Source organism: Ferrimonas marina (genome assembly GCF_900129905.1).
Classification (GTDB): domain Bacteria; phylum Pseudomonadota; class Gammaproteobacteria; order Enterobacterales; family Shewanellaceae; genus Ferrimonas; species Ferrimonas marina.
In genome coordinates this window covers 28584-55334 of sequence record NZ_FQXG01000001.1, presented here as the reverse complement: position 1 = coordinate 55334, position 26751 = coordinate 28584, and the positions used below count along the sequence as shown (strand labels likewise).

The 26751-nt window shown below is 61.1% G+C and carries 22 protein-coding genes; 10 read left to right on the top strand and 12 right to left on the bottom strand.

Features of this window, described 5'->3' with window-relative positions; genetic code table 11:
- The first annotated feature begins 215 nt into the window (after positions 1-215).
- Entirely contained in the window at positions 216-1235 is a 1020-nt protein-coding gene (locus tag BUC04_RS00230; RefSeq protein ID WP_067664579.1) for an acyltransferase, read from the top strand.
- Positions 1236-1447: 212 nt separating this feature from the next.
- On the opposite strand, the gene BUC04_RS00220 is transcribed toward BUC04_RS00230, so the two are convergent.
- Positions 1448-3214: a mechanosensitive ion channel family protein gene (locus tag BUC04_RS00220; RefSeq protein ID WP_082766793.1), complete on the bottom strand. Its 1767-nt coding sequence runs from the start codon at positions 3212-3214 to the stop codon at positions 1448-1450.
- A gap of 136 nt (positions 3215-3350) precedes the next feature.
- Between BUC04_RS00220 and BUC04_RS00215 the strand changes: the two genes are divergently transcribed.
- The 4 genes from BUC04_RS00215 to BUC04_RS00200 all read left to right on the top strand — a co-directional run bounded on the left by BUC04_RS00215 (position 3351) and on the right by BUC04_RS00200 (position 6896).
- Positions 3351-3743, top strand: a complete 393-nt coding sequence (locus BUC04_RS00215) for a hypothetical protein (protein WP_067664583.1) — start codon at positions 3351-3353, stop codon at positions 3741-3743.
- Between the two features lie 88 nt (positions 3744-3831).
- Positions 3832-4230: a MerC domain-containing protein gene (locus BUC04_RS00210; protein WP_067664585.1), complete on the top strand. Its 399-nt coding sequence runs from the start codon at positions 3832-3834 to the stop codon at positions 4228-4230.
- A gap of 85 nt (positions 4231-4315) precedes the next feature.
- Positions 4316-4942, top strand: a complete 627-nt coding sequence (locus tag BUC04_RS00205) for an NAD(P)H-dependent oxidoreductase (protein WP_067664641.1) — start codon at positions 4316-4318, stop codon at positions 4940-4942.
- Positions 4935-6896, top strand: coding sequence for a monovalent cation:proton antiporter-2 (CPA2) family protein (locus BUC04_RS00200; RefSeq protein WP_067664587.1), 1962 nt, complete (start codon positions 4935-4937; stop codon positions 6894-6896). Before BUC04_RS00205 ends, BUC04_RS00200 begins: the two co-directional genes overlap by 8 nt.
- Positions 6897-7055: 159 nt before the next feature.
- On the opposite strand, the gene BUC04_RS00195 is transcribed toward BUC04_RS00200, so the two are convergent.
- A complete protein-coding gene (locus BUC04_RS00195) occupies positions 7056-7481 on the bottom strand; it encodes a BamJ family beta-barrel-assembly machinery protein (RefSeq protein ID WP_200804648.1) in 426 nt (141 codons plus the stop codon).
- A 267-nt stretch (positions 7482-7748) separates the two neighbouring features.
- Between BUC04_RS00195 and pdxY the strand changes: the two genes are divergently transcribed.
- Positions 7749-8603: a pyridoxal kinase PdxY gene (gene pdxY / locus BUC04_RS00190; RefSeq protein ID WP_067664591.1), complete on the top strand. Its 855-nt coding sequence runs from the start codon at positions 7749-7751 to the stop codon at positions 8601-8603.
- A gap of 21 nt (positions 8604-8624) precedes the next feature.
- Here pdxY and BUC04_RS00185 read toward each other — a convergent pair whose 3' ends face one another.
- Positions 8625-8975 carry a VOC family protein gene (locus BUC04_RS00185; protein WP_067664594.1) on the bottom strand — a complete coding sequence of 117 codons (351 nt, stop codon included), beginning with the start codon at positions 8973-8975 and terminating at the stop codon, positions 8625-8627.
- A complete protein-coding gene (locus tag BUC04_RS00180) occupies positions 8976-9812 on the bottom strand; it encodes a hypothetical protein (RefSeq protein ID WP_067664596.1) in 837 nt (278 codons plus the stop codon).
- Between the two features lie 425 nt (positions 9813-10237).
- On the opposite strand from BUC04_RS00180, the gene BUC04_RS00175 reads away from it, so the two are divergent.
- Positions 10238-12055 carry a PAS domain-containing protein gene (locus tag BUC04_RS00175; protein ID WP_067664598.1) on the top strand — a complete coding sequence of 606 codons (1818 nt, stop codon included), beginning with the start codon at positions 10238-10240 and terminating at the stop codon, positions 12053-12055.
- Between the two features lie 418 nt (positions 12056-12473).
- On the opposite strand, the gene BUC04_RS00170 is transcribed toward BUC04_RS00175, so the two are convergent.
- From BUC04_RS00170 to BUC04_RS00155, 4 genes are all read right to left on the bottom strand, one after another.
- Positions 12474-12854 carry a cytochrome b562 gene (locus BUC04_RS00170; RefSeq protein WP_067664600.1) on the bottom strand — a complete coding sequence of 127 codons (381 nt, stop codon included), beginning with the start codon at positions 12852-12854 and terminating at the stop codon, positions 12474-12476.
- 202 nt (positions 12855-13056) lie between these two features.
- Positions 13057-13914: a glutathione-dependent disulfide-bond oxidoreductase gene (gene yghU / locus BUC04_RS00165; protein WP_067664603.1), complete on the bottom strand. Its 858-nt coding sequence runs from the start codon at positions 13912-13914 to the stop codon at positions 13057-13059.
- A gap of 67 nt (positions 13915-13981) precedes the next feature.
- Positions 13982-15961 (bottom strand): DNA topoisomerase III, encoded by a 1980-nt coding sequence (locus BUC04_RS00160; protein ID WP_067664605.1) that lies wholly within the window; start codon positions 15959-15961, stop codon positions 13982-13984.
- 104 nt (positions 15962-16065) lie between these two features.
- Positions 16066-16995: a ChaN family lipoprotein gene (locus tag BUC04_RS00155; protein ID WP_159437640.1), complete on the bottom strand. Its 930-nt coding sequence runs from the start codon at positions 16993-16995 to the stop codon at positions 16066-16068.
- Positions 16996-17062: 67 nt separating this feature from the next.
- On the opposite strand from BUC04_RS00155, the gene BUC04_RS00150 reads away from it, so the two are divergent.
- Positions 17063-17497, top strand: a complete 435-nt coding sequence (locus BUC04_RS00150) for a DUF4174 domain-containing protein (protein ID WP_067664609.1) — start codon at positions 17063-17065, stop codon at positions 17495-17497.
- Position 17498: 1 nt separating this feature from the next.
- On the opposite strand, the gene maiA is transcribed toward BUC04_RS00150, so the two are convergent.
- From maiA to hmgA, 3 genes are read right to left on the bottom strand one after another with little or no spacing between them, the layout of a single operon-like run.
- The gene (gene maiA, locus BUC04_RS00145) at positions 17499-18128 is read right to left on the bottom strand and encodes a maleylacetoacetate isomerase (RefSeq protein ID WP_067664611.1); all 630 of its coding nucleotides are present in this window, start codon (positions 18126-18128) and stop codon (positions 17499-17501) included.
- A gap of 59 nt (positions 18129-18187) precedes the next feature.
- Positions 18188-19504: a fumarylacetoacetase gene (fahA, locus tag BUC04_RS00140; RefSeq protein WP_067664613.1), complete on the bottom strand. Its 1317-nt coding sequence runs from the start codon at positions 19502-19504 to the stop codon at positions 18188-18190.
- Between the two features lie 18 nt (positions 19505-19522).
- The gene (gene hmgA, locus BUC04_RS00135; protein ID WP_067664615.1) at positions 19523-20821 is read right to left on the bottom strand and encodes a homogentisate 1,2-dioxygenase; all 1299 of its coding nucleotides are present in this window, start codon (positions 20819-20821) and stop codon (positions 19523-19525) included.
- Positions 20822-21115: 294 nt separating this feature from the next.
- On the opposite strand from hmgA, the gene BUC04_RS00130 reads away from it, so the two are divergent.
- Both BUC04_RS00130 and BUC04_RS00125 read left to right on the top strand, forming a co-directional pair.
- Positions 21116-21601 carry a VOC family protein gene (locus BUC04_RS00130; RefSeq protein ID WP_067664617.1) on the top strand — a complete coding sequence of 162 codons (486 nt, stop codon included), beginning with the start codon at positions 21116-21118 and terminating at the stop codon, positions 21599-21601.
- Positions 21602-22554: 953 nt separating this feature from the next.
- Complete coding sequence (locus BUC04_RS00125) at positions 22555-25461, top strand: TonB-dependent receptor (protein WP_067664619.1); 2907 nt, start codon at positions 22555-22557, stop codon at positions 25459-25461.
- A 152-nt stretch (positions 25462-25613) separates the two neighbouring features.
- Here BUC04_RS00125 and BUC04_RS00120 read toward each other — a convergent pair whose 3' ends face one another.
- A complete protein-coding gene (locus BUC04_RS00120) occupies positions 25614-26615 on the bottom strand; it encodes a LacI family DNA-binding transcriptional regulator (RefSeq protein ID WP_067664621.1) in 1002 nt (333 codons plus the stop codon).
- Between the last annotated feature and the right edge of the window lie 136 nt (positions 26616-26751).

Sequence of the window (26751 nt, the reverse complement as noted above, 5' to 3'; positions counted from 1 at the left end):
GGTTACTGTGAAAGCCCAGTGCGTAGGCAGAAAGGTTTTTATTTTTTTGCCTACGGATTGAACTTCTCTATGTGGCTTGGGTCTGACCTTGTGAGCGATGAATAACCTGACATCGTCTCATTCCCTGCATAGAAGATCTTGACGCGACATTTTTTGTCGCGTTTTTTTTGTCTGCGCCGTAGCATAAGTGCAAAGCATCCTTGCCCTTTTTGCCCATGAGCGCCCCTCGACAAGATATCTTTTACCTGCACCTGCTGCGTACCCTGGCCGCCATCGCGGTGATCGCCATCCATGTTCTCGGCCCCTACCGGGATTTCTACGGCCTGCTGCCGATGCACGACTGGTTTGGTGCCATTGGGATCAACGCCCTGACCCGCTGGGCGGTGCCGGTGTTTATGATGATCAGCGGTGCCTTGCTGCTCTCCTCCAACAAGCCGTTCGATTGCAGCCACTACCTGCAGCGCCGACTGGGTAAGGTGGTGGTGCCCTTCATCGCCTGGACGGTGCTCTATGCCGTGGTAATCGGCTGGCAGGCCGGCGACTGGGGCAGCACTCTGGGTGCCTTGGTCGAGTCCCCCAACCAGCCGGTGTGGTATCACCTCTGGTTCTTCTACGACTTCATCCCGCTCTACTTTGTCATCCCACTGCTGGCGCCGCTGCTCAAGGCGATGACCGAGGAGCAGGTCAAGATCCTGCTGGCGGCTTGGTTCACCCTGACCCTGATGAACCTGCTGCGGGTGGAAACGCCGTTGCGTGAGAATCTCATCCTCTACACCGGCTACCTGATTCTTGGCTGGTACCTGATCAACCGGGATAACCGGCCGCAGCTCAAGTTGTGGTTGTGGCTGGGGCTGGGCTCAGCCGTGGTCAACCTGGTGGGGACCTGGTACTTCTCCCAATGGAAGGGGGACTACAGCTCCATGTTCATGGGCTACAAGACCCTCAACACCGTGTTGATTGGTGGCATGATCTTTGTCCTGGCCCAGGCCTACGGCGACCGCCTTGGTGACAAGGCCCGCGCGGTGATCACCAGCATCTCCAAGTACAGCCTGGGGATCTACCTGCTGCACCCGCTGCTGCTGATCCCGGTCCGTAACCTGAGTAACGGCGTGTATGGCTGGTTCGGTCATAGCCTGCTGGCGATCCCGGCGATCACCCTGGTGACCCTGCTGGTAGCCTGGGCCATCACCGCCGCTCTGGCCCGTATCCCAGTGATCCGTCAACTGGTGCCCTAAGGAGCCCGGCATGTACGTGGTGATCTTCCGAGCCCGCATCGCCCAGTTGGACTCGCGCTACTCCGCGCTGGCCACTGAGTTGCGTGACCGCGCCCTAAATCAGTTCGGTTGCCGCGAGTTCGTGGCACTGACCGAGGGCCAGGACGAGGTGGCACTGTCCTATTGGGACAGCGAGGCGGATATCTTGGCCTGGAAACGCGACAGCGAGCACCTCAGCGCTCAACGCCTGGGTCGGCAGGCCTGGTATCAGCACTATTCGGTGGAGGTAGCGCAGATACATCGACGTTATCGCTCAGATGCAGCTGACGCTGGGGATAGGGGATCGTCAGGCCTTCCTGGTCAAAGCGGATCTTCACCTCTCGGGTGATGTCCCAGTAGACGTCCCAATAGTCCTCGGTGCGCACCCAGGGCCGGACGATAAAGTCCACCGACGACTCCCCCAGCCGATGCAGCTTGATGGTAGGTTCAGGCGTGGCCAGGGTCATCTCGTGGGCCTCGACGATCTCCGCCAGCAGCGCCTCCGCCCTGGGCACATCATCCTCGTAGGCAATACCAAACTCCATATCCACCCGACGCACCCGCTCGGCAGTGATGTTCTTGATGGTATCGGTCCAGATCTTGGTGTTGGGTACCACGAATACCTGGTTGTCGAAGGTGCGGATGGTGGTATTAACCAGGCTCATCTTGCCCACCTTGCCCGCCACACCGCCGGCTTCAACGAAGTCGCCCACGTCAAAGGGTCGGTAGATCAAGATCATCATCCCCGAGGCAAAATTGGACAGGGTATCCTGCAAGGCAAAGCCGATGACGATACCCGCCACCCCAAGACCTGCGAAGATCGGTGTGGGGTCCAGTCCGACCAGGGACAAGGCCCAGAGTATCCCGATGATCAATACGGTACGGCCGGTGATCCCCACCAGGAAGTCCTGCACCAGGTTGGAGAGCTTGCTCTTCTCGTGGCTGACCGCGCGGCTGACCATGTGCTGTACCAGACGGGACACCAGCCAGGCCACCGCCACCGCCATCGCAAACAGCAGCATCCGCGACAGCAGCGATCCCATATTGACCTCGCGCCAGGTCTCGAAATCCTGCATCAGCCCACGGGCCACCGCCTTCATCGCATCCCAGCTGCTGAACACCTCCACCAGATCACCGGTGTTTTTGAAGATCAGCTCGTTGTACTCGCTGGTATTGATGTCGAGGTTTTCCATCAGCCGCACCAGCTCCCGCAGGCTGTCGAGGCTGATCCGCTCCATCCGCTGGTGCGACTGCAACCCGGCTTGCAGCTCCCCCAGCACGCCCTCCGGCACCTGCTTCATCTCCTGCTCCAGCACATCAATCTGATGACTGCTGGCCTTGAGCGCCAGGGCCAGGTAATCGGCATAGGTGGTGAGCTCTTCAGCCAGCTGCTCCTCGGTCTCCGCCACGGCAACGTTAAGTTCCCTCAGGTAGTTAACGTTGCGCACCTTCTCCTGCAGCAGCCAGTTGAGATAGGTGAACATGTCATTGATGGAAACCCACTGGGTGCTGCCCTCCTCGTAGAACGCCTTCTCGTAGCGGCTATACACATCCACCACGGCAGTGCGGGCACTTTTTAACCGGCCGTCGAGGTAGCGCGTCTCCTCCAGCAGCAGGTTAACTGCCCCATCGGTATAGGCCAGGCGCCGATCCTCGACCGCTTTGCGAATAAACTGGTCCATCTGTCGGCTTAAGCGCGATGAAGACTGGAGGATCTGCTGCTGCAGAAACTGACGATTAAACTCCGATTCGGTGCCCTGCCACTGTCGCTCCCAGCCGGCCACGTCCCGCTCGACCTCCGACAGCGTGGCCCGCAGTGACTCGACCTGCTCTCGCACCTCCTCGGAGAAGGCCTGTTGCTGCTCCAGGCTCTCCTGCGAGGGTTCGGGTGGCTCCGTCTCCGGTTCCGCCCAGGCGGCCATCGAAAGCACCACGCCTATCAACGCACATTGCCATTTCATCCTTTTCCCCTTCACACGACCCCATAGCCAGTTTAGGTGACGATGAGCCCAAGCCGGGATTGCGCATCCTGTTTGGATCCACTAGCTTGGCCCCAATCAAGGGCCATTGCGGCCACTTACTCAAGGAGAGAGTTACGTGAAGAAAGCAACCTGGATCAGTGTACTGGTGGTATTGGTTGGCCTGGTTGCCAGCTACTGGGTGATGATGCAGACCAGTGCCCAGCCCAAGGCGCAACGTACCCCGGAACTGCAAGGACTGCTCGAGTGTGCCGCCTACTACGAGCTGAGCACCGAGACCATCAATCGGATGCAGGTACCGCAGATGATGCCGGTAGCGGGACGCCTGGCCCAGTCTGCCGCCAAGGCACGGGAGCTGCTGCGAGGCACCATGAGCGAAACCGAGGTGAATGAGGCGATCGCCCAGGCCAAGGACCAACAGTTGGCCTCGCTGCCGGATCCCAACAGCCTGCGGCCCTTGATGGCGCAATACCAGGAGCCCTGTAAGGCGGCGCTGAACACCGCATCTTAATGAGAATGCGTCTCACCCTTTTTGTTGAGTCGTGGACATCGCCGTGCTATAAATGCCGCCCGTTTAAAAGCTGAAGAATCGGAAGCCCATGAGCAGCCTGCAAAACCAAAAACGTCTGGATTACCTCTCCATCGGTATGTCACTGATCTGTATGGTGCATTGCCTGGCGGTACCGGTATTCCTCCTGCTCGGTGCCACCGTCCCGGCGTTCTTTGCCGACGAGGCGCACTTCCACGAGCTGATGCTGTTCTTCGTTATCCCGGTCAGCTCGCTGGCGTTCTTCCTAGGCTGTCGCAAGCACCGCGATCCCAAGGTCGTCGGCCTGGGCCTGTCCGGACTGGCGACCCTGCTGCTGGCGGCCTTCTGGGCCCACGACGCGCTGGGGCACGATGCCGAAACCGTCATCACCCTGGTGGGTACCGCTTTGCTGGTGCTGGCTCATTACCGCAATTACAGCCTGTGCCGCCGCTGCAATTGCCAGCACTGAATCCACAAAGTCACAATCTGACCTTTACAAAAAAGCAACAACCCTGTACTAACCTGTTGGGCATAAGTCCTTTATGCCCAACGCCATGACAACAGCCCAAAACACCCGCCGCATTCTTATCCTGTTCGCTCACCCGAGCCAGCAACGATCCGAGGTGAATCGCCCGCTGTCGCGCACTGTTCGCGATCTGCCCGGGGTGACCTTCGTCGATCTCTACCACGAGTACCCCACCCTGGAGATCGACGTACGTCGTGAGCAGGAGCGCTTACGCCAGCATGACGTGGTGTTGTTCATGTTCCCCTTCTACTGGTACTCCACCCCCGCCATCCTCAAGGAGTGGCAGGACCTGGTGCTGGAATACGGCTTTGCCTACGGACACCATGGTCGGGAGCTCGAGGGCAAGCTGTTCCTTGCCGTCGTCAGCGCCGGCGGCGACGCCAGCGCTTACTCGAAAAGCGGCTACAACCATTTCCCGGTGCGCGAACTGATGCGCCCGCTGGAGATGACCGCCAATCTCTGCCACATGCGCTATCTGCCACCCTTCTTCCTGTTTGCTGCCCGTAAAGCCGCGGACGAGGGACGGCTGAAGACCCACATCGAGTCGGTCACCAAACTGATCGACCAGCTTCACCGGGAACCGCTGGATCTTGACCAGCTGGAAGCCCTGCCGCTGCTGAACCAGGCGTTTGAACCGGAGGCCAGCCATGACTGAGATCCTGCTCTACGCCTTTATCTACCTGGTGGCGGCGGTCATCGCCGTCCCCCTGGCTAACCGCTTTGGCTTGGGCTCGGTACTGGGTTACCTCATCGCCGGGGTGGTGATCGGCCCGGTCCTTGGCTTGGTCGGTTCGGAAACCGAAACCCTGCAGCACTTCGCCGAGTTTGGCGTGGTGATGATGCTGTTCCTGGTGGGCCTGGAGCTGGAGCCCAGCATGCTGTGGCAGATGCGCGGCAAGCTGCTGGGTCTGGGCGGCCTGCAGGTCGGCCTGACCGCTGCTGCCATCACAGGTTTCGGCCTGGTGATCGGCCTGGATTGGCGTCTGGCCCTGGCCATCGGTTTGATCTTCGCTTTGTCCTCCACCGCCATCGTGCTGCAAACCCTGCAGGAGAAGGGGCTGACCCAGACCGAAGGCGGCCGCGCTGCGTTCAGTGTGCTGCTGTTCCAGGACATCGCGGTGATCCCGATGCTGGCGCTGATCCCACTGCTGGCCCTACCGGAGCTGATGACCGAGGCCGCCGTCCATGCCGACGATGGCCATCATGGCGACATCAGCCTGGTGGACGGCTTGCCGGGCTGGGCCAATGCCCTGGTGGTGGCTGGCGCCATCGCGGTGGTGGTGCTGGGCGGCCACTACGCCACCCGCCCCCTGTTTCGGATGATCGCAGCCACCCGCCTGCGTGAGATCTTCACCGCCAGCGCCTTGATGCTGGTCATTGGCATCTCGGTACTGATGTCGCTGGTGGGGCTGTCGCCGGCGCTGGGCACCTTCCTCGCCGGCGTGGTACTGGCCACCAGTGAGTTCCGCCATGAGCTGGAGTCCGACATCGAGCCGTTCAAGGGGCTGCTGCTTGGGCTGTTTTTTATCACCGTCGGCGCCGGGATCCGTTTCGACATCCTGTTCAACGACTTCTTTCTGGTGATGGGGCTGACCCTGGGGATCATGCTACTTAAGGCCACCATTTTGCTGGTGCTGAGCTTTGTCTTTAAGGTACGGCTGGCGGATCGCTGGTTGTTCAGTCTGTCCCTGGCCCAGGCCGGTGAGTTTGGCTTTGTGCTGCTCTCCTTCAGTAGCCAGAACGCGGTGATCCCACCGGATCTGATGCCCATCCTATCCCTTGTAGTGGCCCTGTCGATGCTGCTAACCCCAGCACTGTTCATCCTGTTTGACCGGGTGATCCTGCCCAAATTCAGCGACAACGAGGAGCGCGATGCCGACGAGATCGGCCATCAGAGCAAGGTGGTGATTGCTGGCATGGGGCGCTTTGGCCAGGTGGTCAGCCGGGTGCTGGTGGCCAATGGCATTAAGCCGGTGATCCTCGACCTCTCCCCCACCCAGATTGAGGCGATGCGCATCGTTGGCATCAAGTCCTACTACGGCGACGCCTCCCGCCCTGATCTGCTGCACAGCGCGGGCATCGACAAAGCACAGCTGTTGATCGTCGCCATCGACGACATGGACAAGGCGCTGGAGATCGTCAAACACGTTAAGCACCACTACCCCCACATCAAGGTGATGTGTCGCGCCTACGACCGCGGGGCCTACTACAACCTCAAGCGGGCCGGCGCCGACTGGTTAACCCGGGAAACCTTTGAGGGCTCGCTCAAGGTGGCCAACCAGGCTCTCAAGGCAATGGGGATGCACGCCTTTGACGCCGAGCAGAAGATCCGTAACTTCCGCCGCTACGAAGAGGGCACCCTCAACGAGCTGTACGAGCACTGGCTGGAGGACCAGAACATCTTCTCCAATACCGCCTACCGTGCTCAATTTATCGCCATGGTGCAGCGGGCCAGCTCGCTGATGGAGCTGGACCGGGAGGATGGCTTCGATGCCGGCCATCGTGCCTGGCAGCCGCCACCGAAGAACTACACCGACGACTTCTCCGAGGAGCCGGCCCAAGGCGGTGAAGACCCCGGCGAGGTCACGCCACATCCGGATAAGCCGTAACGAAACGGGGAGGCCTTGGCCTCCCCGTTGTTGCTGTTGATGGCGGAGTTCAGTGCGGCAAGCATCCAACACTCACACTGCGTTGATTGCTATCCCTGCCCTGCGCCATCAACGACAAAGGAGGGCCTGAGCCCTCCTTTGTGCTTTAACCTGCCTGGCTTAATCGATGTCCAGCAGTTCCACATCGAAGATCAGCACCGACCCCGGCGGGATGGTGCCCACCCCACGATTACCGTAGGCCAGACGGGCCGGGATATAGAAGCGGTTCTTCTGACCCACGACCATGGTTTGCACCCCCTCGGTCCAGCCAGGGATCACCTGGTTCAGACCAAAGGTCGCGGGCACACCGCGATTGACCGAGCTGTCGAACACACTGCCATCCATCAGCGAACCGTGGTAGTGCACGGTGACCTTGTCGGTGGCACGGGGGAACACGGCACCGCTGCCGTTCTCCAACACCTCGTATTGCAGGCCGCTATCGGTGGTGACGATCCCTTCGCGACCGCCGTTCTCCTCAAGGAAGCGCTCACCGGCCTCGATGTTGGCCTTGGCCAGCTTCTTGTTGGCCATGGAGCGTTGCAACATAAAAAGTGAAATCGCGATGATGATCAGGGCGATAACTGTCTTGACCACGTCAGGTCTCCTAAGCTGTCGAATTAGCCGGACTTTAGCAGAGGTTGTCGATTCTGGACAGAATCCTTCGCGTTACGGGTACAGAAACTGGGCGCTAACTCACTGAGCCAACTCGCTAAAGAAGATAACTCACCGGGCATCCTTTCCATCGCAATGCTCGCCTGGTGCCATACTATCTGGTACAAAGCGTGTCTGATCTTCCCCGTCACAGGTTTTCCAATGAACATTCTCTCCATCCAGTCCCACGTTGCCTACGGTCATGCGGGCAATGCCTCCGCGGTCTTCCCGCTGCAACGCATGGGCTGCAACGTCTGGCCAGTGCACACCGTCATGTTCTCCAACCACACCGGCCATGGCAGCTGGCGTGGGCCGGTGTTTGCCCCGGATACCGTGGCAGATGTGATTGCCGGCATTGGCGAGCGCGGGGTTCTGTCCCAGTGCCACGCGGTGCTGTCCGGCTACATGGGAGCACCGGAGATGGCCAATGTCATCCTGGATGCGGCCCACCAGGTCAAACAGGCCAACCCCGACGCCCTGTACTGCTGCGATCCGGTGATTGGCGACGTGGACCGGGGGATCTTTGTTCGTCCCGGAGTTCCAGAGCACTTCCGTGACACCGTGGTGGCCCAGGCCGACATCATCACCCCCAATCACTTCGAGCTGGAGTACCTGGTGGGCGACAAGGTGGAAACCCTGGCGCAAGCGCTGGCTGCGGCTCGAAGCCTGCTGGCCAAAGGGCCTTCCGTGGTATTGGTCACCTCACTGATGCGTCAGGACGGCGATGCCGACAGCATCGAGATGCTGGCCGTGAGTGAGCAGGAGGCCTGGCTGGTCACCACCCCGCTGCTGCGCTTCCCCACCCCGATGAACGGCTCCGGTGATGCCACCACTGCGCTGTTCCTGGCTCAGTACCTGAAGACTCGCAACCTGCGTGACAGCCTGGAGCACGTCGCCGCCGCCATGTACGCCCTGTTTGCCCACACCCATGAGCAGAACAGCCGGGAACTGCTGTTGATCGCAAGCCAGGATGCCCTGGTCTGCCCGCCCAAGCGCTTCGACGCGCAATCGGTCTAACGAGGCGGTAGCGTTGGCCGTCTACTCAGACCAGGCGGCCAGCTCACACCCGCCCGGCGCGATAAAGTGAAAGCGACGGCCACCGGGGAAGGCAAAGATCGGCGTTGAGACTTTGCCTCCGGCGGCGATCACCCGGTCCTGTAGAGCTTCCAACTGCGCCGTGTAGAGCACCACCAGAGCGGAGCCGGTTGCTACGCGGGCTGGCGTGTCGGAGCGGTAAAAGCCACCGTCGATACCGGCCTCCTTGGCGGCAAAGGCGGTGTAATCCGGCCCGTAGTCGGTAAACTGCCAATCCAGCACCTCGCTGAAAAAGGCCTTGGTCGCCGCTAAGTCCTGCGACGGAAACTCCAGGTAGTTGATCCGTGCCGTCATCTATTGTCCTCCCGGCAGTGGTACCCCCATCACCCCCAGCAACTCGCGAAAACGGCGAGCATCCAGGCCGTCGGAGTCCAGGTGAAGGAAGGGCCAGCCCTGCGCCAGATACCAGGCCAGGCGCTCCTCACGCAGTGGGTCGGGCGCGTCGGTCTCCAGGTAGAGACCGGGGCTGGGCAGATAGAAATCCGATTGCCACTGGACCTGACCGGGTACCGGTCGTTGATAGGCATAACTGATGCCGTGCAGATAGAGGAAGTTGGCCACTCGCACCTCGTCGGCGTGACGCACGTAGTGGCCGTCCATGGTCTGCAGTTTGGCATCGAATCGCTGCTTGAACAGCTCCACCTTTTCATGGGTGGAACCCACCACCTCGCCGCGGTACTGGGCCAGGCGCTGCTTCAACACCGGTTGATCCACCATGCTTTCCGGCCAAAGGCTGCCGGCACGTCCGGTGCCGTACTGACGCTGTGGCACCCCGCCGCCCTTCTGACCATCTGCGGTCACCTGCCAGCCACTGGCGCCGCGACGTAACCAACCCAGCTCCTGCAACAGTAGCAACAGGGTGTCCTTATCGATCCCCAGTCGCTCTGCCAAGGCATGGGGCGTGAGCAGCCCCTTGGGATCTCCCAGGTTGAGGCTGTCGGGCCAGACCACGTAGCGGCCAAACTTCTCGCTTTGCTGCAACACCCCGCCCTGGCTCTGTCCCAGGGGCGTTAGCTGCCACTGCTGGGCACTGCGCACCAGGTAACCAGCCCGCTCCAGCCGCTCAAACATCACCTTGGCGGACAGGCCGCGGGCCTTGGCAAGGGCCGAGGTAGATACCAATTTAGCCATAAAAAACAACTCTGTTAGACCTTGCCAAAACAGTATCAATCGGCCCCGAAAAAGGCCAGTGCGGAAGTGTTGCCGCCGTAATCTGCCGGCCTCATTCTGAAGCCTCAATGTCGATATAGTATGTAGGCATCCATGTGGATTCAGCGCTGTCGGGCCCTGCCGTCTATTTGGACATTTTTTCAGTTAAAAGTTGGCGGTATTTCAGACCCTTTACTAGGTTTAATGAACGCCCAGCCGAAATGCAGTGACTGGACAAGATAACCAACACTAAGCGCAAGACCTCGCCCAGGCGAGGTCCAACAAAGCAAAGAGCGCCCGCCCCGTTTAAGAGGGTCAGCGCCGCACCATAGGTTACTTTGGGGGTTGTAGTGAACAGCATCAGTGCTCTGCTGAGACGCTGGGTGCAAAGGGGATCCGTGTCCCTGATGCCCTGGCTGGTTCTACTCAGTCTATCCGTCTCTACCTTGATCGTCCTGGACCAGATCGGCGCCTTGGCCATGCGCAGCGATGCCATGCGAACCGGAAACCAGATTGCACTCAGTATCAATGCGATGCAGTCGCAAAATTCCGATCCTGAGGCCTTAGACACTCTGGTGCGCAATCTGGCTACCCTGCCCAATGTATTCAACATTGAGGTCTACCATGAAAACTCCGGTGCGCTGCTGGTCTCCACCCTGGATCGCACCATCACCGCTCCGTTCGAAGCGCCCACCCTGGCCCGCTCAGAGCAGCTGCGTCGACAACGCTATAACACCCGCACCTTTGCCCAGCCCGGAGGCAACGGCTACCGCCTCAACTACACCCAGCGGGTCAAGCTGCCGGGTATCGATCCCAGTCGGGCCAAGGGCATCGTGCTGGTGCAGCTGGACCTGGCCTACGCCGCCAATCCACTGACCCAGCGCCTCAATGTCATCGGCCTGGCACTGGTGCTGGCGATGGTGATGCTGATGGCCTGGCTGGGTCTGCGCCAGCGCCGGATCCTGGTCAAGCCCTTGCGTCAGTTGCTGCGCAGCAGCTATTGGCAACGGCACAACCTCACCAAGGCCCCACTCTGCACCGATCAGGACACCTACCTGGTCCACGCGGTGGAGAAACAGATACGCCAGATCACCGCCCGGGCACAGCGGCTGGCCAAGGCCAACAAGGCGTTGCAGCAAAACAACGCCCAACTGGCTAAGCAGTTACGGATCAGTGCCGAGCGCAGCGGCATTCTCCATTGGCGGGTGAGCCTGGCGGATCGCAAGCTGGAGATCACCGGCGAAGCCGCCCTGGAAGGACTGGGATTGAAGCCACAACAAACCCGTTCGGTGATGGCCCTGCAGGGGCTGCTGCCGGCGGAGGAGCGTAAGCGGGTCGAGGAGCAGATCCAGCAAGCGATCCGACGTAAAACCGGGTTTGACCTCCAGGCCCGGATCCGTTGCGGCGGCCACCAGCATCGTCAGCTACGACTCTGCGGCCAATACCAGGCGGCTCCCGATCACCCGGGCTACCTGGTGGGTTGCGCCTGGGATCTGACCGAGCAACTGGCCCAGAGCCAGCAACAGGCCTCGGTGGGGCAACAGCTGTTCCAGTTACAGGCCCAGCTCACCACCTTGACTGAGCAGCGCGCCTACGGCCTGCTGCTGTGCGACGCCAAAGGCACCATCCTCAGCAGCAATGAGCTGGCCCAGGCCTGGCTCGGTGACGACCGGCTGCGGATCTGCGGTCAGAACGTCTTTGCCCTGCTGCAGCGGAGTAGCCGCCCCATCCAACTGGGCACCCAGGCCAGCCACAGCCGCTGGCTGCCACTGGACAGTGGCCCGGATGGCATCAATGGTCGGATCCGCTTCCGTGAGCACCACCACCAGGGCGAAGCCTATTTCGTTGGAGTGATTGAGCCCAGCGCCAGTGCCGCGGCACTGAAACAGCAGCGGCTGGCGCTCAACCCCGATGGCACCATTGCCGAGATCAGCCCTGCCCTGGCGGAGCTGGTGGGCCTTAATCCCAATCAACTGGTAGGCCAGTCGCTGCAGCACCGCCTGGCCCGGGCCACACCGGAGCAGATGACTGCGACCCTGAGCCGGCTTAAGCAGACCAATCAGAGCGAGCCGCCCCGGGTGATCCCGCTGGTGCGTGCCGATGGCGCCCGGTTGCAGGTGCTGGCAACCCTGGCGCCCGTCCCCAATAGTGGCCAGCAACTGGTGCTGAGCGTCGATGCCCGGGTGTTGCGGCAAGAGAGGCCGCCACTGGGCCGAACAGGATAAGGATCCTCCCTTGATTACCACCCGCAGTCTGGGTGGTTTTTTTTTGCCAGTCGCATTGGCGACAGGCCGTGCAGGAAGCACCAATGCCGCGACTGCAGGGATGCATTAGAGCGGCCAACCAAAGGGGCGACTCGCCCCCTTGGAACCCCCGTAGCCTCCACTCGATGCTGCTTCTTTGTTCCGGCGTTATTGACTGACGGCACTAGCCAGAGTCGACGTCCCTTTCTCCGCTGGCAATTCGGGCCATCCTGGCCCTCTACCTAGTCAAAAACGTCTCCACTCAGGCATCTCGAAGTCGGCTGAAGAACCGCCCCCTCCTTGAGAGTGGGCTCTTCAACACATTCTTGGGAATAAAGACGTCGTTCTCAACATCACACACTGCTGAGGTTTCATTGGTCACTAACAACTACAAGAGCCGTCAGGGTTTGAAGCTTCGATGGTGCTGTTTGCGCAGATCATCGAGCCGCTGCAGGTGGTCAGCCAGACCCGCGATGTCCTCGCCCTGCAGCGCCTCCAGCGCCGCGTCCAGGGCCTCAATGAATTCGGCCATACCGCTTTCATACTGGCTCTGCTCACCGCGGCGGACCATACCCTGGCGTGCCTGCTCCGCCTGTTGGCGCAGCTCATTAAGATGGGCGACCTGCTGCTCGGTGTCGCCGCTGCGATTGAGTCCGCGCCACTCCTGCCCCATCGCCTTCATGGTGCGCTGCAGGTTGACCCCGTCACTATCGGAAGCCGCCGGGCCAGAGCAGGCTGTCAGGGCCAGACAGGCCAGCAAAGCGGGGATGTAAGATCGCATATTTCTCTCTCCTTTGAGCTTAATCACATAGAATCTGCCTTTGAATCAAGCGCATCTCAATCGACTTTTCCTTTATGCAGCAAGTGAGCACAAGCCCGCCACAAACGCCCTCACAAGTGCGCAACATGCCTTGACTGATTTTGCCCAGGCACAAAAAAGGCGCACCGGCTAAGCCGGTGCGCCTTAGATAAATACCCAATGCTTAAGGCTTGAGCGCCAGCACCTGGTCGATATCGGCGGCGCTGTGACGCTCGGGCAGCTGCTCCCAGGCTTCGCCCCAGCTTCGATTAACGATGCGACCCCGCTGCACCGCGGCACGGCCATCGATCATCTTGGCCCAGCGCTGCACATGTGTGTAGCTGTCCACGTCCAGAAACTCTGCGGCCTCGTACTGGCGACCCAGCACCAGGTTGCCGTACCAGGGCCAGATCGCCATATCGGCGATGCTGTAGCTCTCCCCAGCCACGAAGGGGTGGCGGGCCAGCTGCTTGTCCAGCACATCCAGCTGGCGCTTGGTCTCCATGGTGAAGCGGTTGATGGGGTACTCGAACTTCTCCGGGGCGTAGGCGTAGAAATGGCCAAAACCGCCGCCCAGGTAGGGGGCGGAGCCGTGCAGCCAGAACATCCAGTTCATCACCGCGGTGCGCTCGGCAGGATCCTTGGGCAGGAAGGCATCGAACTTCTCCGCCAGGTAGAGCAGGATGGCGCCGGACTCGAACACCGAGATGGGCTGATCGCTGCTGCGATCCACCAGCGCGGGGATCTTGGAGTTGGGGTTTACCTCGACAAAGCCGGAGCCAAACTGGTCGCCCTCACCAATGCGGATCAGGTGGGCATCGTATTCGGCGCCCTTATGGCCGGCCGCCAGCAGCTCCTCCAGCAGGATGGTGACCTTCTGGCCGTTGGGGGTGGCCAGGGAGTAGAGCTGCAGCGGATGCTTGCCCAGCGGCAACGGCTGCTCGTGGGTGGCGCCGGAAACCGGCCGGTTGATCTTGGCCCACTGGCCGCCGCTCTCGCTGTCGTGGGTCCAAACCTTGGGTGGGGTGTAGCTGTTGTCCATCACAATCCTCTTTACTCGGTGGTGAGATCCGTTGTTGCTTGGGATCTGTGGGCGGCGAGGCCGGATATCAACCCGTCGCCCGGCTACGCGGACGGCGTGTGCCTGCGCCACTGCGGCTGGCGCCGGTCTTGCCCCTGCGACGTCGACGGGGCGGCGCGCTTTTCAGCCCAGCCAGGCTGCTGGGCGGCGGCGCGGTGCGCACCTGGTCCACCAGCTGGGCGATCTGACCGGTCAGATCCGCCATAAAGGGGCTGTAGCTGCGCTGGCGCTCCGCCATCGCCTGCAGTTCGTGCTCCCAGCGTGCAGTCATGTCCGGGTAGGTGGCCTGCTCCGGCAGCGCCCCGATCAAGCCTTTACCGGCGTCGCTGCTGTGGATCGCCTTGCCCTGGCGCAACAGGAAGCCGCGCTTAAACAGCAGCTCGATGATGCCGGCTCGGGTGGCCTCGGTGCCCAGTCCATCGGTTTCCTTGAGGATCCCCTTGAGGCTGGCGTCCTGGACAAAGCGGGCGATGCCGGTCATCGCCTGCAGCAGGCTGGCCTCGGTGAAGGCCTTGGGGGGCTCGGTCATGCAGTCCTTGATGCGGCTATCGACACAGGGCCACTGCTCGCCGACCTGCAAACGAGGCAAAACCGTGCTGGGATCACCCCCCTGCCCCTCATTAAGCTCACTGCGGTCGTTGCGATCAGGGCGGCCCAGCAGCGCCCGCCAGCCCGGCGCGGTCAGCACCCGCCCCTTGGCGACGAACTGACCGCCGGCGATCTCAAACGCCAGCCGGGACTCGGCGTAGCGCGCCGCCGGGTAGAACTGCATCAGGTACTGCCGGGCGATCAGCTGGTAAACCTTGGCCTCTTTGGCCGATAACGAGGCCAGCTTGCCCGATTTGGGGGTGGGAATAATGGCGTGGTGCGCCCCCACCTTAGCGTCATTGAAGGCCCGGCTCTTGAGGCTGAGATCCGCCCCAGCCACCGCCTCGGTCAGGCTGGGATCGGTGGCCGCGATAGCGTCGCTGACCGCCTTGGCCTCCTGCCAATGGCCCTTGGGCAGGTAGCGACAATCGGAGCGGGGGTAGGTGATCAGTTGGTGGCCTTCATACAGTTTCTGGGCGCAGGCCAGCACCTCACTGGCGGACATACCGAACCGCTTGGCCGCGTCGATCTGCAGTGCCGACAAGGAGTAAGGCAGCGGCGCCCCCTGGGGCTTCTCCTTGTGTTGCGAGTCGGTCACCTGGGCCGGCTGACCCTGGATCCGCCCCGCCACGTGTTCCACCAGCTTGCGCGACAACAGCCTGCCCTCGTCATCCTGCCATTGGGCACAGGCCTCGCTGGGCTGCCAGCGCGCCGCAATGGTGCCCTTGGGATGCTCAATCAGGGCATCCAACTGGTAGAAGGGGCGCGGTTCAAATGCGGCGATCTCCGCATCGCGACGCACCACCAGCCCCAGTACCGGGGTCTGCACCCGCCCCACCGACAGCACCCCACGGTAGCCGGCCTTCTGCCCCAACAGGGTGTAGGCCCGGGTCAGGTTCATGCCATAGAGCCAATCGGCCCGGCTGCGGGCCAGAGCGGATTGGGACAGGGGCGCGTAGTCCCGGTTGTCCTTCAGTTGGCCCAGGGCCCGGGTGACCGCCGCCGGGTTGAGATCGGCGATCAGCAACCGCTTCACCCCCTGTCGGGCGGCCGCACCGCCCAGGTGGTCGATCACCTCGTCCACCAGCAGTTGCCCCTCCCGGTCCGGATCGCCGGCGTGCACCAGTTCACTGGCCTGCTTCATCAGTCGCTTGATGGTGGCCAGCTGCTTGGCCATGCCTCGACGGGCTTTCAGTTGCCACTGGTCGACCTCGATGGGCAGGTGCTCCAACCGCCAGGTCTTGTACTTGGCATCGTAGTGCTCCGGCTCCACCTGCTCCAGCAGGTGGCCGACGCACCAGGTGACGGTGTCGCCGTTGCCAAGCTCGATGTAGCCCTCGCCCTTTTTGTGGGGCTTGGGCAGCACGGCGGCAATGGCGCGGCCGAGGCTGGGCTTCTCGGCGATGTAGAGTCGGGACATGGGGGAAAGCGTTTGGGTATCAAGGCTTCAAAGGGTACTGAAGCGGGTATTACGGCGCAATAGAAACACTGTATAAAACCTCAGTTATTGCGCCTCGTTCGACTCTAATCGGTGTGGCCATGCTTCTCTTTCAGCGCCGCGCAGTAATCCACCTCCTCGGCCCGGGGGGTGAAGTAGAGGTAATCAAAATCCCGCGCCAGATCGTCGCCGTAGGCCTGCCAGGCCGCCAGGTCCTCCGCCACCTCCAACATCAGTACGCTAACGCTGGGTTGCTCAGCCAGGGCCAGGTGGGCCGGTACCCCGGTGGGCTTAACCACATGGAAACCGCCAGCCAGCAGCACCCCACCTTCGCCATGGCGCATCAGCGCCGCTGCCATACTGGCATCCCGGGCCACCTGTACCCGCGCCATGCCACCGAGCTGCTCCCGGGGCATCACCTCGCAGTGTTGCTCATAAAGCACCTCGATAAAGTCGGCCTCCACCCGGGGCAGGATCTGGTCGGTACTGGCCAGCCGGGGCGCCAGCTCAGCCGTCGGATCCTGCATCAGGGTCATGATCTCGTCGCGGGACAGGTTGGCCCCCTCGACACCACCGCCCTGGGCCAGAGCGGCCTGGATCTGGCCCCCGTAGTTGGGCCAGGGCCAGCCGCGCTCGGGCCAGGACAGCGCCTGGCGTATTGACGGCTCATCGGCCTGCGCCGTCAGCTGGCCCGCGACCACCCCCTGCCCCTCGGCCAGCATCTCCAGCACCAGCGGACGCTGGGCATTGGTCAATTGACGGATCAACTGCTGCTGCAACTGGTGATGATCGGCGTTGTCGTGCTTCTCACCCAGCAACACATAAGGTACCGGCGCCAGCGCCAGCACCAGTTCGGACTGGCTTAGCACCGCCCCATCGCGGGTGCGGATCACCTGCCCCACCAGCGGATGCTCCTGCAACTGGGGGCTCAACCACTGTTCAGCCTGCGACGGATGTGGCAGCAGCAACACAACCACGCTCAACAGCATCGCCAACAACATTCCGGTGATTCTCATCCTGTTCTCCTTATGAGCTCTTCGGCGCCCCCGGGCGTATACACTGGACTTGTACGGAGGTGTTGCCATGAAGATCCTGCTCCCCTTGATGTTGGCCCTGGGCATTCCTGCGCTGCTGGCCTACCCCGTCGACTCCCATCACTGGAACCATCGCACCATTGTGTACTTTGCGCCGCAGCTGGACGATCAGGTCGACCAATTCCTGCTGCAAGCGGCGATGCACGAATGTCAGCTTGAGGATCGGCAGATCCACCTGATGGTGCTGACGCCAAAGGGGATCGTACACCCCCACGATCTGGTGTTAGCCCAGGACACCGAAGCGCTGATGGATCGTTACCAGTTGGATGAAGCGCAGCACAACGCGGTGCTGATTGGCAAGGATGGCGGCATCAAACACCGCTGGCAGGGTGCCACCGATTGGCAGAAAGTGGCCGGATGGGTCGACGACATGCCGATGCGCAAGGTGGAGATGGCGCAGAGGGGCGATCCCTGCGCCATCTGATTCAGGTTGCGTCGGCCTGGTTGGCCGGCTGAGCGTCGATAAAGGCGGGCAGCTGGTTGCAGGCCTGGTAACAGGCCATCAGGCTGGGGTAGTCGGCCATATCCACGCCGAACCGCAGGGCGTTGAAGATCTGCGGTACCAGATAGACATGGAACAAGTTGGGCTGGTCGGGTTTCACCAGCGGATTTCCCGCCACCTGCTGCTCCAGGGCGGCAAAGCCCTGGCCTATCCAGTGGCGGATCCAGGCCAGCTTGCCCTCCTCCTCCGTTTGCAGCTCGCCCACCAGGTACTTGAGCACCCGCAGGTTGCAGATGGGGTGGATGTCGCTGCCGATCACCTGGCACAGCGCCTGGATCTGGGCCACTTGCAACGGGTCCCGGGGCAACAGTGGGGTTTGCGGATAGACCTGCTCCAGGTAACCCAGGATGGCACCGGACTGGCTTAGCCTGGTGCCGTCCTCAAGCTCCAGCAGCGGCACCAGTTGCTGCGGATTAAGCTCACGATAGGCCGCTTCACGCTGCTCCCCCTTGAGCAGGTTCACCGGCACCGACTGGTAATCCAATCCCTTCAAATTCAGCGCAATGCGCACCCGGTAGGCCGCCGAAGAGCGAAAGTAGCCGTACAGTTTCATCCCTGACACTCCTGCAACCTGAGGGCGCCACGGGCGCCCTCTTGGGGGTTCAACATGGGTTATGCCTTGGCGGGCAGCACGGTGGAGACCACCTCACCAAAGCCGATGCGAACCACGCCTTCGCGCTGGCAATGGGCCCGCATCACCACGGTGTCGCCGTCCTCAAGGAAGGTGCGCTGCTCGCCGTTGGCCAGGGTGATGGCCTGCTTGCCCCCCGCCGACAGCTCCAGCAGCGAGCCGGCCTCCTCCGGTTTCGGGCCGGACTGGGTGCCGGAGCCAAACAGATCACCGGGCTGGAGGTTGCAGCCGTTGACCGTGTGGTGGGTCACCATCTGCGCCACGGTCCAGTAGGAGTGGCGGAAGCTGGAGGTGGACAGGCGGGTGGCGGATTCGCCCCGCTCGGCCATGGCGCCGGTCTGCAGCAGACACTCCAGTTGGATATCCAGCGCGCCGGCCTGGCGGTTGTGGTCGCTGTCAAGGTAGGGCAGCGGCTGCGGGTCGCTGGCGTCACGCACAAATCCGGCCCGAAACGGCACCAGTGCCTCCAGGGTGACGATCCAGGGGGAGACGGTGGAGGCGAAGCTTTTCGACAGGAAGGGGCCCAGCGGCTGGTACTCCCAGGCCTGGATATCCCGGGCCGACCAGTCGTTGAACACGCAGACGCCGAATACGTGCTGCTCTGCCTGCTCAATGGCGATGGGCTGGCCCAGGGGATTGCCTTTACCGATGATGATCCCCAGCTCCAGTTCGTAGTCCAGACGCTTGCAGGGGCCGAAGCTGGGCTCGGCCGCATCCGGTGCCTTGAGCTGACCGCAGGGACGGTGGAAGGTTTGACCGGAAACGTCCACCGAAGAAGCCCGACCGTGGTAACCGATGGGTACCCACTTGTAGTTGGGCAGTAACGGGTTATCCGGACGGAACAGACGGCCGACGGCGGTGGCGTGGTGGACTGAGGTGTAGAAGTCAGTGTAGTCACCGATGTTGTGGGCCAGCTGGTACTCCACCTCGCTCAGCGGCAACAGGCAGGGAGCCAGCGCCGCCTGCTGGGGAGTGCCCTCGCGCAGCAAGCGGGACAGGGCCAGACGCAGGGCCGACCAGGCCTCGGGGCCCAGCGCCATAAACCCGTTCAGCTTGGGCTGAGCGGCGGCGCGCACCACCGGCTCCAGCTCGGCATCAAACACCCCGGCAGCCAGGGCCGCGGCCAGATCCAGGGCATGATCGCCAATCGCCACGGCACCGCGAAACGCCTGGTTGCTGCCCATCGGGCGCAAGGAAGCGAACGGCAGGTTCTGAATAGGGAAATCGCCGTCGGGGCGATTGGCCCCCGCGACCCAACTGCGCAGGGCGGGATCGTGGGTTTCGTTTAACTGGTACATAGCGTCCTTCTCTTAGGCTTAAGCCTGTCCATTAAAGTGTTTCTTCAGGCCATCCCAACAGCGCAGGTAGTCTTGCTGGCGCTGGGGGCAGCGTTGGGCATAGGGGGTTGGCTCAATGGCGTAGCGGGATTCGAACATAAAGGCCATGGTGTCCTCATAGCGCTGGGGCGCCAACTCGACCTTGGTCGCCTTCTCAAACACCGCCGCCTCCGGCCCATGGGGGGTCATGCAGTTGTGCAGGCTCATGCCACCGGGTTCAAAGCCGCTCTCTTTGGCATCGTAACTGCCCTCGATCAGCCCCATGAACTCGCTCATGATGTTGCGGTGATACCAGGGCGGCCGGAAGGTGTTCTCCGCCACCATCCAGCGCGGTGGGAAGATAACAAAATCCAGGTTGGCCCAGCCTTCGGTATCGCTGGGGCTGGTCAGCACGGTAAAGATAGAGGGGTCCGGGTGATCGAAGCTGACCGTGTTCATCACGTTGAAGCGGGCCAGCTCGTACTTGTAAGGGGCGCTGTTGCCGGTCCAGGCCACCACATCAAAGGGAGAGTGACCCAACATCGCCTGGTGAAAACCGCCGCAGAACTTGGTGATCAGTCGATGCGGGGTCTCCTTGTCCTCGAACCAGGCCACCGGGTACTGGAAATCCCGGTCGTTGGCGTAACCATTGGCCCCCACCGGGCCGCGCTCTGGCAGGATAAAGGGGGCACCGTAGTTCTCGCAGACGTAGCCGCGGATCGGCCCGTCCAGCGGGTCGATGCGGAACTTGATGCCACGGGGGATCACCAGGATCTCCCCCGGTCCCACCTGCAAGCGGCCAAGCTCGGTGGTCGCTAACAACAGGCCCTGCTGCGGCACCAACAGCATCTCACCGTCGGCGTTGTAGAAGGCGCTGTCGCCCATCCCCACGTTGGCCCGGTAGACGTGGATCCCCACCCCGTGCTGGGCCTTGGCATCGCCGTTTACCGCCATGGTCACCATGCCGGAGACAAAATCCATCGGCTGGTCGTCCAGTGGCAGCGGATCCCAGCGCATCACGTTGGGCGGCACCGCCACGCCTTGCTGAGGCGCAGTACACCAGTGCTCGTGGGGGATCGGCTGATACTCCCCCATGACGATGGAGGGGCGGATCCGGTAGGTCCAGCTGCGCCGGTTGGCTGCGCGAGGGGCGGTAAAGGCAGTGCTGGAGAACTGCTCCGCGTATAAGCCGTAGGGGCAGCGCTGGGGGGAGAACTGGCCCTGGGGCAGCGCACCGGGGAGTGCCTCTGTCTCATGCTCGTTGCCAAATCCGTGCAGGTAACTCAGCGTCTCGTTCATGGCTCCATCCTCTAGACCCATTTAGTTTCACTTGCAACTAAATGTAGCGACAACGCCTGGCCAATACAACCCCGCCCCATGGCAGCGTCCTGCACCGGCGTAAAGCCGTCATGACGCCCATCGCAATGCCGCTGGCTGGCTCGGCCAATTCATAACAAAACGAAATCATATAAATCACCAGTGATAATTTCAGGTGATTAGATTGCCGCCCTATACTGCTCCACATCGACAACGGACACGCTGGTGTCCAGCCAAATCCAGCCAAATCCAATATAGCCAGAGCAGGAGCAGATTATGAAGATGAGTCACGTAGGCATTATGGTCAGCGACATGGACCAGGCCATCGAGTTTTACACCCAGGCCCTGGGCCTGGAAGTGGTGATGGGCAAGAGCGAGGTGCTGGAAGAGCGCAAAACCGCCATCGGCCGCATGTGCATCGCCGTGTTTGGTGAGGGCTTTGACAGCTTCAACATCGCCCACCTGGTCACCAGTGACGGCATCGGTGTGGAGCTGTTCGAGATGAAGCACCGCCAGCCACGCCACGAGGTGGATTTCAACCGCATCGGTATCTTCCACTTCAGCCTGGAGACTAAGGACTTTGAAGGGGTAATCGAGAAGACCCTGAAGTACGGCGGCAAACAGCGGATGGAGGTGATGCGCTACCACCCGGAAGACGACAGCAAGCCGGCCAAGATGGTCTACCTGGAAGACCCCTTCGGTAACCTGTTTGAGCTGTACTCACACTCCTACGCCGAGACCTACGCCTCCGAGTACGAGTAACCCTTGCTTCGGCGCCAGTGGAATCCTCCTTCACTGGCGCCTTTTCGCGCTCGGAGCAAAAGCCAGCTATCAGCTTGGTTCGATACCACTGTGTAACGCTCAAGCCAGCCAGACCCATTCAGGTCAGCATCACCCTTATGGGTTAGGGTTCCCCCTTGTTTTGGCCACGCCCTGCCCTCTCTATCTCTATCGCTATCTCTATCTCTCTCGCCTAGTGCCTGCTGCGTTGCTTTCCCACCACCAGCCCATTGAATAGGGCGCGAAAACATAATAGCCAAGATTTAACTCGCAAACACCTTTAAATAAGTCATCACTGCAAAGTTAGCTTGAATGGATGACACATAAATCCACTTACAACTCAAACCAACCAGTATTAACTGCGGTTAATAGGTTCACTCCGGTTAATTATAAATAGGCAGCGCCAAAGCGATATAAGCAAAGATTGCCAGACAGGCTTTTCTGGCATTACGGGCATTACCGGCAAAAGTGTCAGGCCCAAACTGGGGCACTCCCCTGCTCAATGCACACACGCACAATACCAACAGCATGCCGTCCTATACCCGCGCTTAAAGTCACTATCGAATTAATGATGTCGATCAATACGGGTTGAAGTTGTTCATTCATATTGGCGGGAATGCCCTATTTACCCTGTGCAAAATCCCGCCAATTCAAGCTGAAAAGAAAGAAACTTCAACGCAAAGAGACGGACTCCACCAATAAGCCAATCCGTGGCAAAACGAAAGACCAACCGGCAGGGTAAATTCAACCGTTCCCACCTAAATGTGACAGTCACACTGTCGTTTGTTGACAATATATTTATTGTTTTTTAATGTCCCGTGTAAGCGCTTACATGGACTTTTGAATCGGGTCCAGATATGGAAATGCGCTGCCTGATCCAGTGACAAAAAAGGGCCGCGATAGCGGCTTCAACAATAAGCCTGACGGGAATCATGATGGACTCCAAAGATTTCAAAAAAACAAAGGTTGCTAGCAGTCTGGCCCTGGCCTTGGGCCTGGGCTTTACCACTCACGCCATCGCCGCCGACGACCCTGGCGCGGCCCAACAAGATAAGGTTGAAACCATTGTTGTTCGCGGCATGCGCGACAGCCTGATCAAATCCATGGACATCAAGCGCGACTCTGATGGTGTGGTGGACGTGATCACCGCAGAGGATATCGGTAAGTTCCCTGATACCAACCTGGCTGAGTCTCTGCAGCGGATCTCCGGTGTCTCCATCGACCGCAACAATGGTGAGGGCAGTAAGGTCACGGTGCGTGGCTTCGGCCCGGACTTTAACCTGGTGATGCTCAACAATCGCCTGATGCCCACGGCACAGGCCAACAGCGTCTCCACCCGATCGTTCGAGTTCGCCAACATCGCCTCGGAGAGCGTCAGCGCGGTTGAGATCTCCAAGACCGGTAAGGCCAACGTCACCTCCGGCGGTATTGGCTCCACCATCAACATCCAAACCGCTCGTCCGCTGCAGCAGGACGGCCTGGTTGCCAGCTTTGGCGCCAAAGGACTGCACGACACCAGTGTGGTCAACGGCGATGACATCACCCCGGAGTTCTCCGGGATCTTCAGCAACGTGTTCCTGGACCGCAAGATCGGCCTGGGCGTGTCCGCCTCCTACCAGGAGCGCGACTTCCGCAGCACCTCCGCCACCATCGACGGCTGGCGGCAGAACATCCACGGCGACATGAACCCCAATGCCGATGTCACCGACAACAACCAGAACCCCTACGGCAACACCTTCTACGCCCGTAATGTTGGCTTTAACATCACCGACGTCGAGCGTGAGCGGGCCAATGCCCAGGTGGTGTTCCAGTACGCCCCCACCGACACCCTGACCTTTACCACGGATTACACCTACTCGCGCCTGCGCGACAGTGGCATCAACGATTCCTGGGGCTTGTGGTTCGATGGCCCGGGCAGCGCCACCAGCGCCACCATTAATGAGAACGGCACCTTTGTGAACGTTACCGAAGTGGGCGGCGACTACTCCGGCACCATGACCCAGTCCGGCAGCGAGAACGAAAACAAGTCGCTGGGTTTCAACGTGGAGTGGCAGGCCACCGAACTGCTCACCCTGCGCTTTGATGCCCACAACTCCACCGCCACCTCTGAGGGGTCACTGGGCAACAGCACCTCGGCCCACTTCTTTATCGCCGGCGCGCTGAACATTGCCGACAAGACCTACGACGTCAGCAACACCCAGATCCCTATCATGGGGGCCAACTTCGTCAACCTGAACCCCAATGGCGGACCGCACCTGCAGCCGGAGGATTACGCCACCCTGTTCTCCGGCATTGTTGCCGGCAAGAACGAAACCGAGGTCACCCAGTTCCAGTTTGACGGCACCCTGATCAATGACAGCCACGACTCGCTGGCCTCCATCGACTTCGGTCTGGCCCACACCACCTTCGATACCCGTGCCCAGGGCAGCTACCACCAGGAGCACGCCAGCTGGTATGGCAACAAGGGGGCGGTGGCGCACATGATGCAATACGCCGGGCTGGGCGGCGACTTCCTTGGCGGCTTCAGCGGCGGCGGCAGCGATATCCTCATCCCCTACTACTACACCTATGACTTCGACACCATGGTGGGCTGGGCCGAGAACGAGTACGGGGTGGAATACGTTGCAGCGCCGTTCACCGACGATCACTTCATCGAAGAGAAAACCACCTCTGCCTACATCCAGTTCAACATTGAGAGCGAGTTCAATGGCATGCCATTGGATGTGGTGGCGGGCCTGCGCTATGAGCAGACCGATGTGGACGCGCGCAGCCTGCAGCAGGAGGCCAGCTACATCAAATGGCTGACCCCCACCGAGTGGGTGACCGTCTACGCCGATGACGCCACCTACAGCAACGAAACCCACAGCTACAAGGAGTTCCTGCCCAGCATCGACGCCAAGCTGGACCTGACCCATGACCTGGTGGCGCGGGCCTCCTACAGCAAGACCATGACCCGTCCCAGCCTGGATGCGATGCGTGCCACCACCTCACTGGGTTCCCAGCCCAAGGTAGGCTCGCGCACCGGCTTTGCCGGCAATACCCAGCTCAGCCCCTACAAGTCCGACAACTTCGACCTGTCGTTCGAGTACTACTACAACGTCGGCAGCTACGTGTCGGCGGGCTGGTTCGCCAAGTACGTGGAGAACTTCCTGGTCAACACCATCGACAGCGCCTTCTACGACCACATCCGCGATCCCTACCTGGGTGCGGCGGCCGAGCAGGCTCGCTCGGAGATCATCGCCGCCGGTGGCACCCCGAGTGACTACGCCGTGTTCGACTGGCTGATTGCCAACGGTTACGGCGACGGCAATGGCAACATCGTCGCCAACCCCGATGACCCGGTGGCGGAGTGGCTGATCAGCCGCCCCAACAACGTCGAGGATCTCAGTGTCCGCGGCTGGGAGGTGGCCATCCAGCACATGTTCGGCGAGAGTGGTTTTGGTGTTGCTGCTAACGCGACCTTTGTCTCCGGCGACACCAGTTACGACGTCGAACGCGTCGACGAGCAGTTTGCCCTGCCGGGGCTGAGTGACTCTGCCAACTTCACCGTGTTCTACGACAAGCACGGCTTCCAGGCTCGCCTGGCCTACAACTGGCGCGACGAGTTCCTGTCCGCCACGGGTCAAGCGGAGTCCGGTGGTCCGGCCCCGCAGTTCACCGAGGCCTACGGCCAGTTGGACTTCAGCGCCAGCTATCAGCTCACCGAACGCTGGGTGGTGTTTGCCGAGGGGATCAACATCCTCGAGGAGGACATGCGGATCCACGGCCGCTACCAGGAGCAGCTGCTGCTGGCCCAGAACAACGAGGCCCGCTACGCCATCGGTACCCGCTACACCTGGTAACAGTCGGGTAAAGAACGCAAAAGCCGCTGTCATAACAGCGGCTTTTTTACGTCTGAAGCGTGGCCGGTGGCGCAGACAATATCGCTGCAGGATCACAAAGGCCGGGCCATAGGCCCGGCCTTACGGATGCGGATTAAGGATAACGCTCGAAACTAGCGATTCATCCCGGTGGACTCCTTGGCCTTGAGCACAGGCTCAAAACGGCGAGCCAACGGGGCCCCCTCAAGTTGGTAGACGTGCTGCAACACCCAGTTGGCGGCCATCTTGCCCATCTCATGGATAGGATTGCTGACCGAGCTGAGTTTAGGGGTGATGTATTCCGGCACTGGGAAGTCGTCGTAGCCCATCACCGACAGATCCGCAGGCACACTCAGCCCTTGCGCCATGCAGCCGGCGATGGCGCCGGAGGCCATACGATCGTTGGCGCAAACGAGGGCGGTAAAGGGCCGCTTCTGCTCGAGCAACCTATTCACCCCTTCCCGGCCGCTGCGCTGATCGAAGTTACCCTCCACGCACAGTCGCGGGTCAAACTGCAGCCCCGCCTCGGCCAGGGCTCGTTTGTGCCCTGCCAGGCGTTGACGGGCATCAAGCTTGTAGAGCGGGCCGGAGATGCAGGCGATGGAGCGATGGCCCAGCTTGATCAGGTGCTCAGTCGCCAGGTAACCGCCCTGCTCATTGTCCAGGTAGATGCAGCGGTCTTCGATCGGCTCGACATAGCGGTTGATCAGCACAATGGGCGTCTGACCCTTGGCCAGCTCAACCAGGTAATCATCGCTCACCGCTTCGATGTCGAGCACCAGGGCATCGCAGCCCCGGTCTTGCAGAAAAGAGACCGAGGCGCGCTCCCGCTCCTCGTCGGAGCGGCCGGCGGCGAAGATCACGTGCTTTCCCGCGTCGCGCAGCACGCTCTCGATCATCGACATCATCGGCCCGTGGTAGGGGCCATCCAGTTGCGACACCAGCACCCCAACGCTGTTGGAGCGACTGGAAGCCAGTGACCGGGCAATCGCGTTGGGACGGTAGTCCAGTGCCTCCATTGCGGCGAGCACCTTCTTGCGGGTCTTCTCACTGACCTTGGCGTTGTTGTTCACCACCCGCGATACGGTCGCCAGTGACACCCCCGCCATCACCGATACATCGTAGATCGTGGCCATAGAATGCGTTTCCTGTTGGGTCTGCTTCGGGGCCATGGTAACACAGCCAACCTGAAGCCAAGATTATGATTTAAATAGAAATAACAATAGATGGCAGCCTCGGCCACCGCCTTACTAAACCGGTGTTTGGCACCCT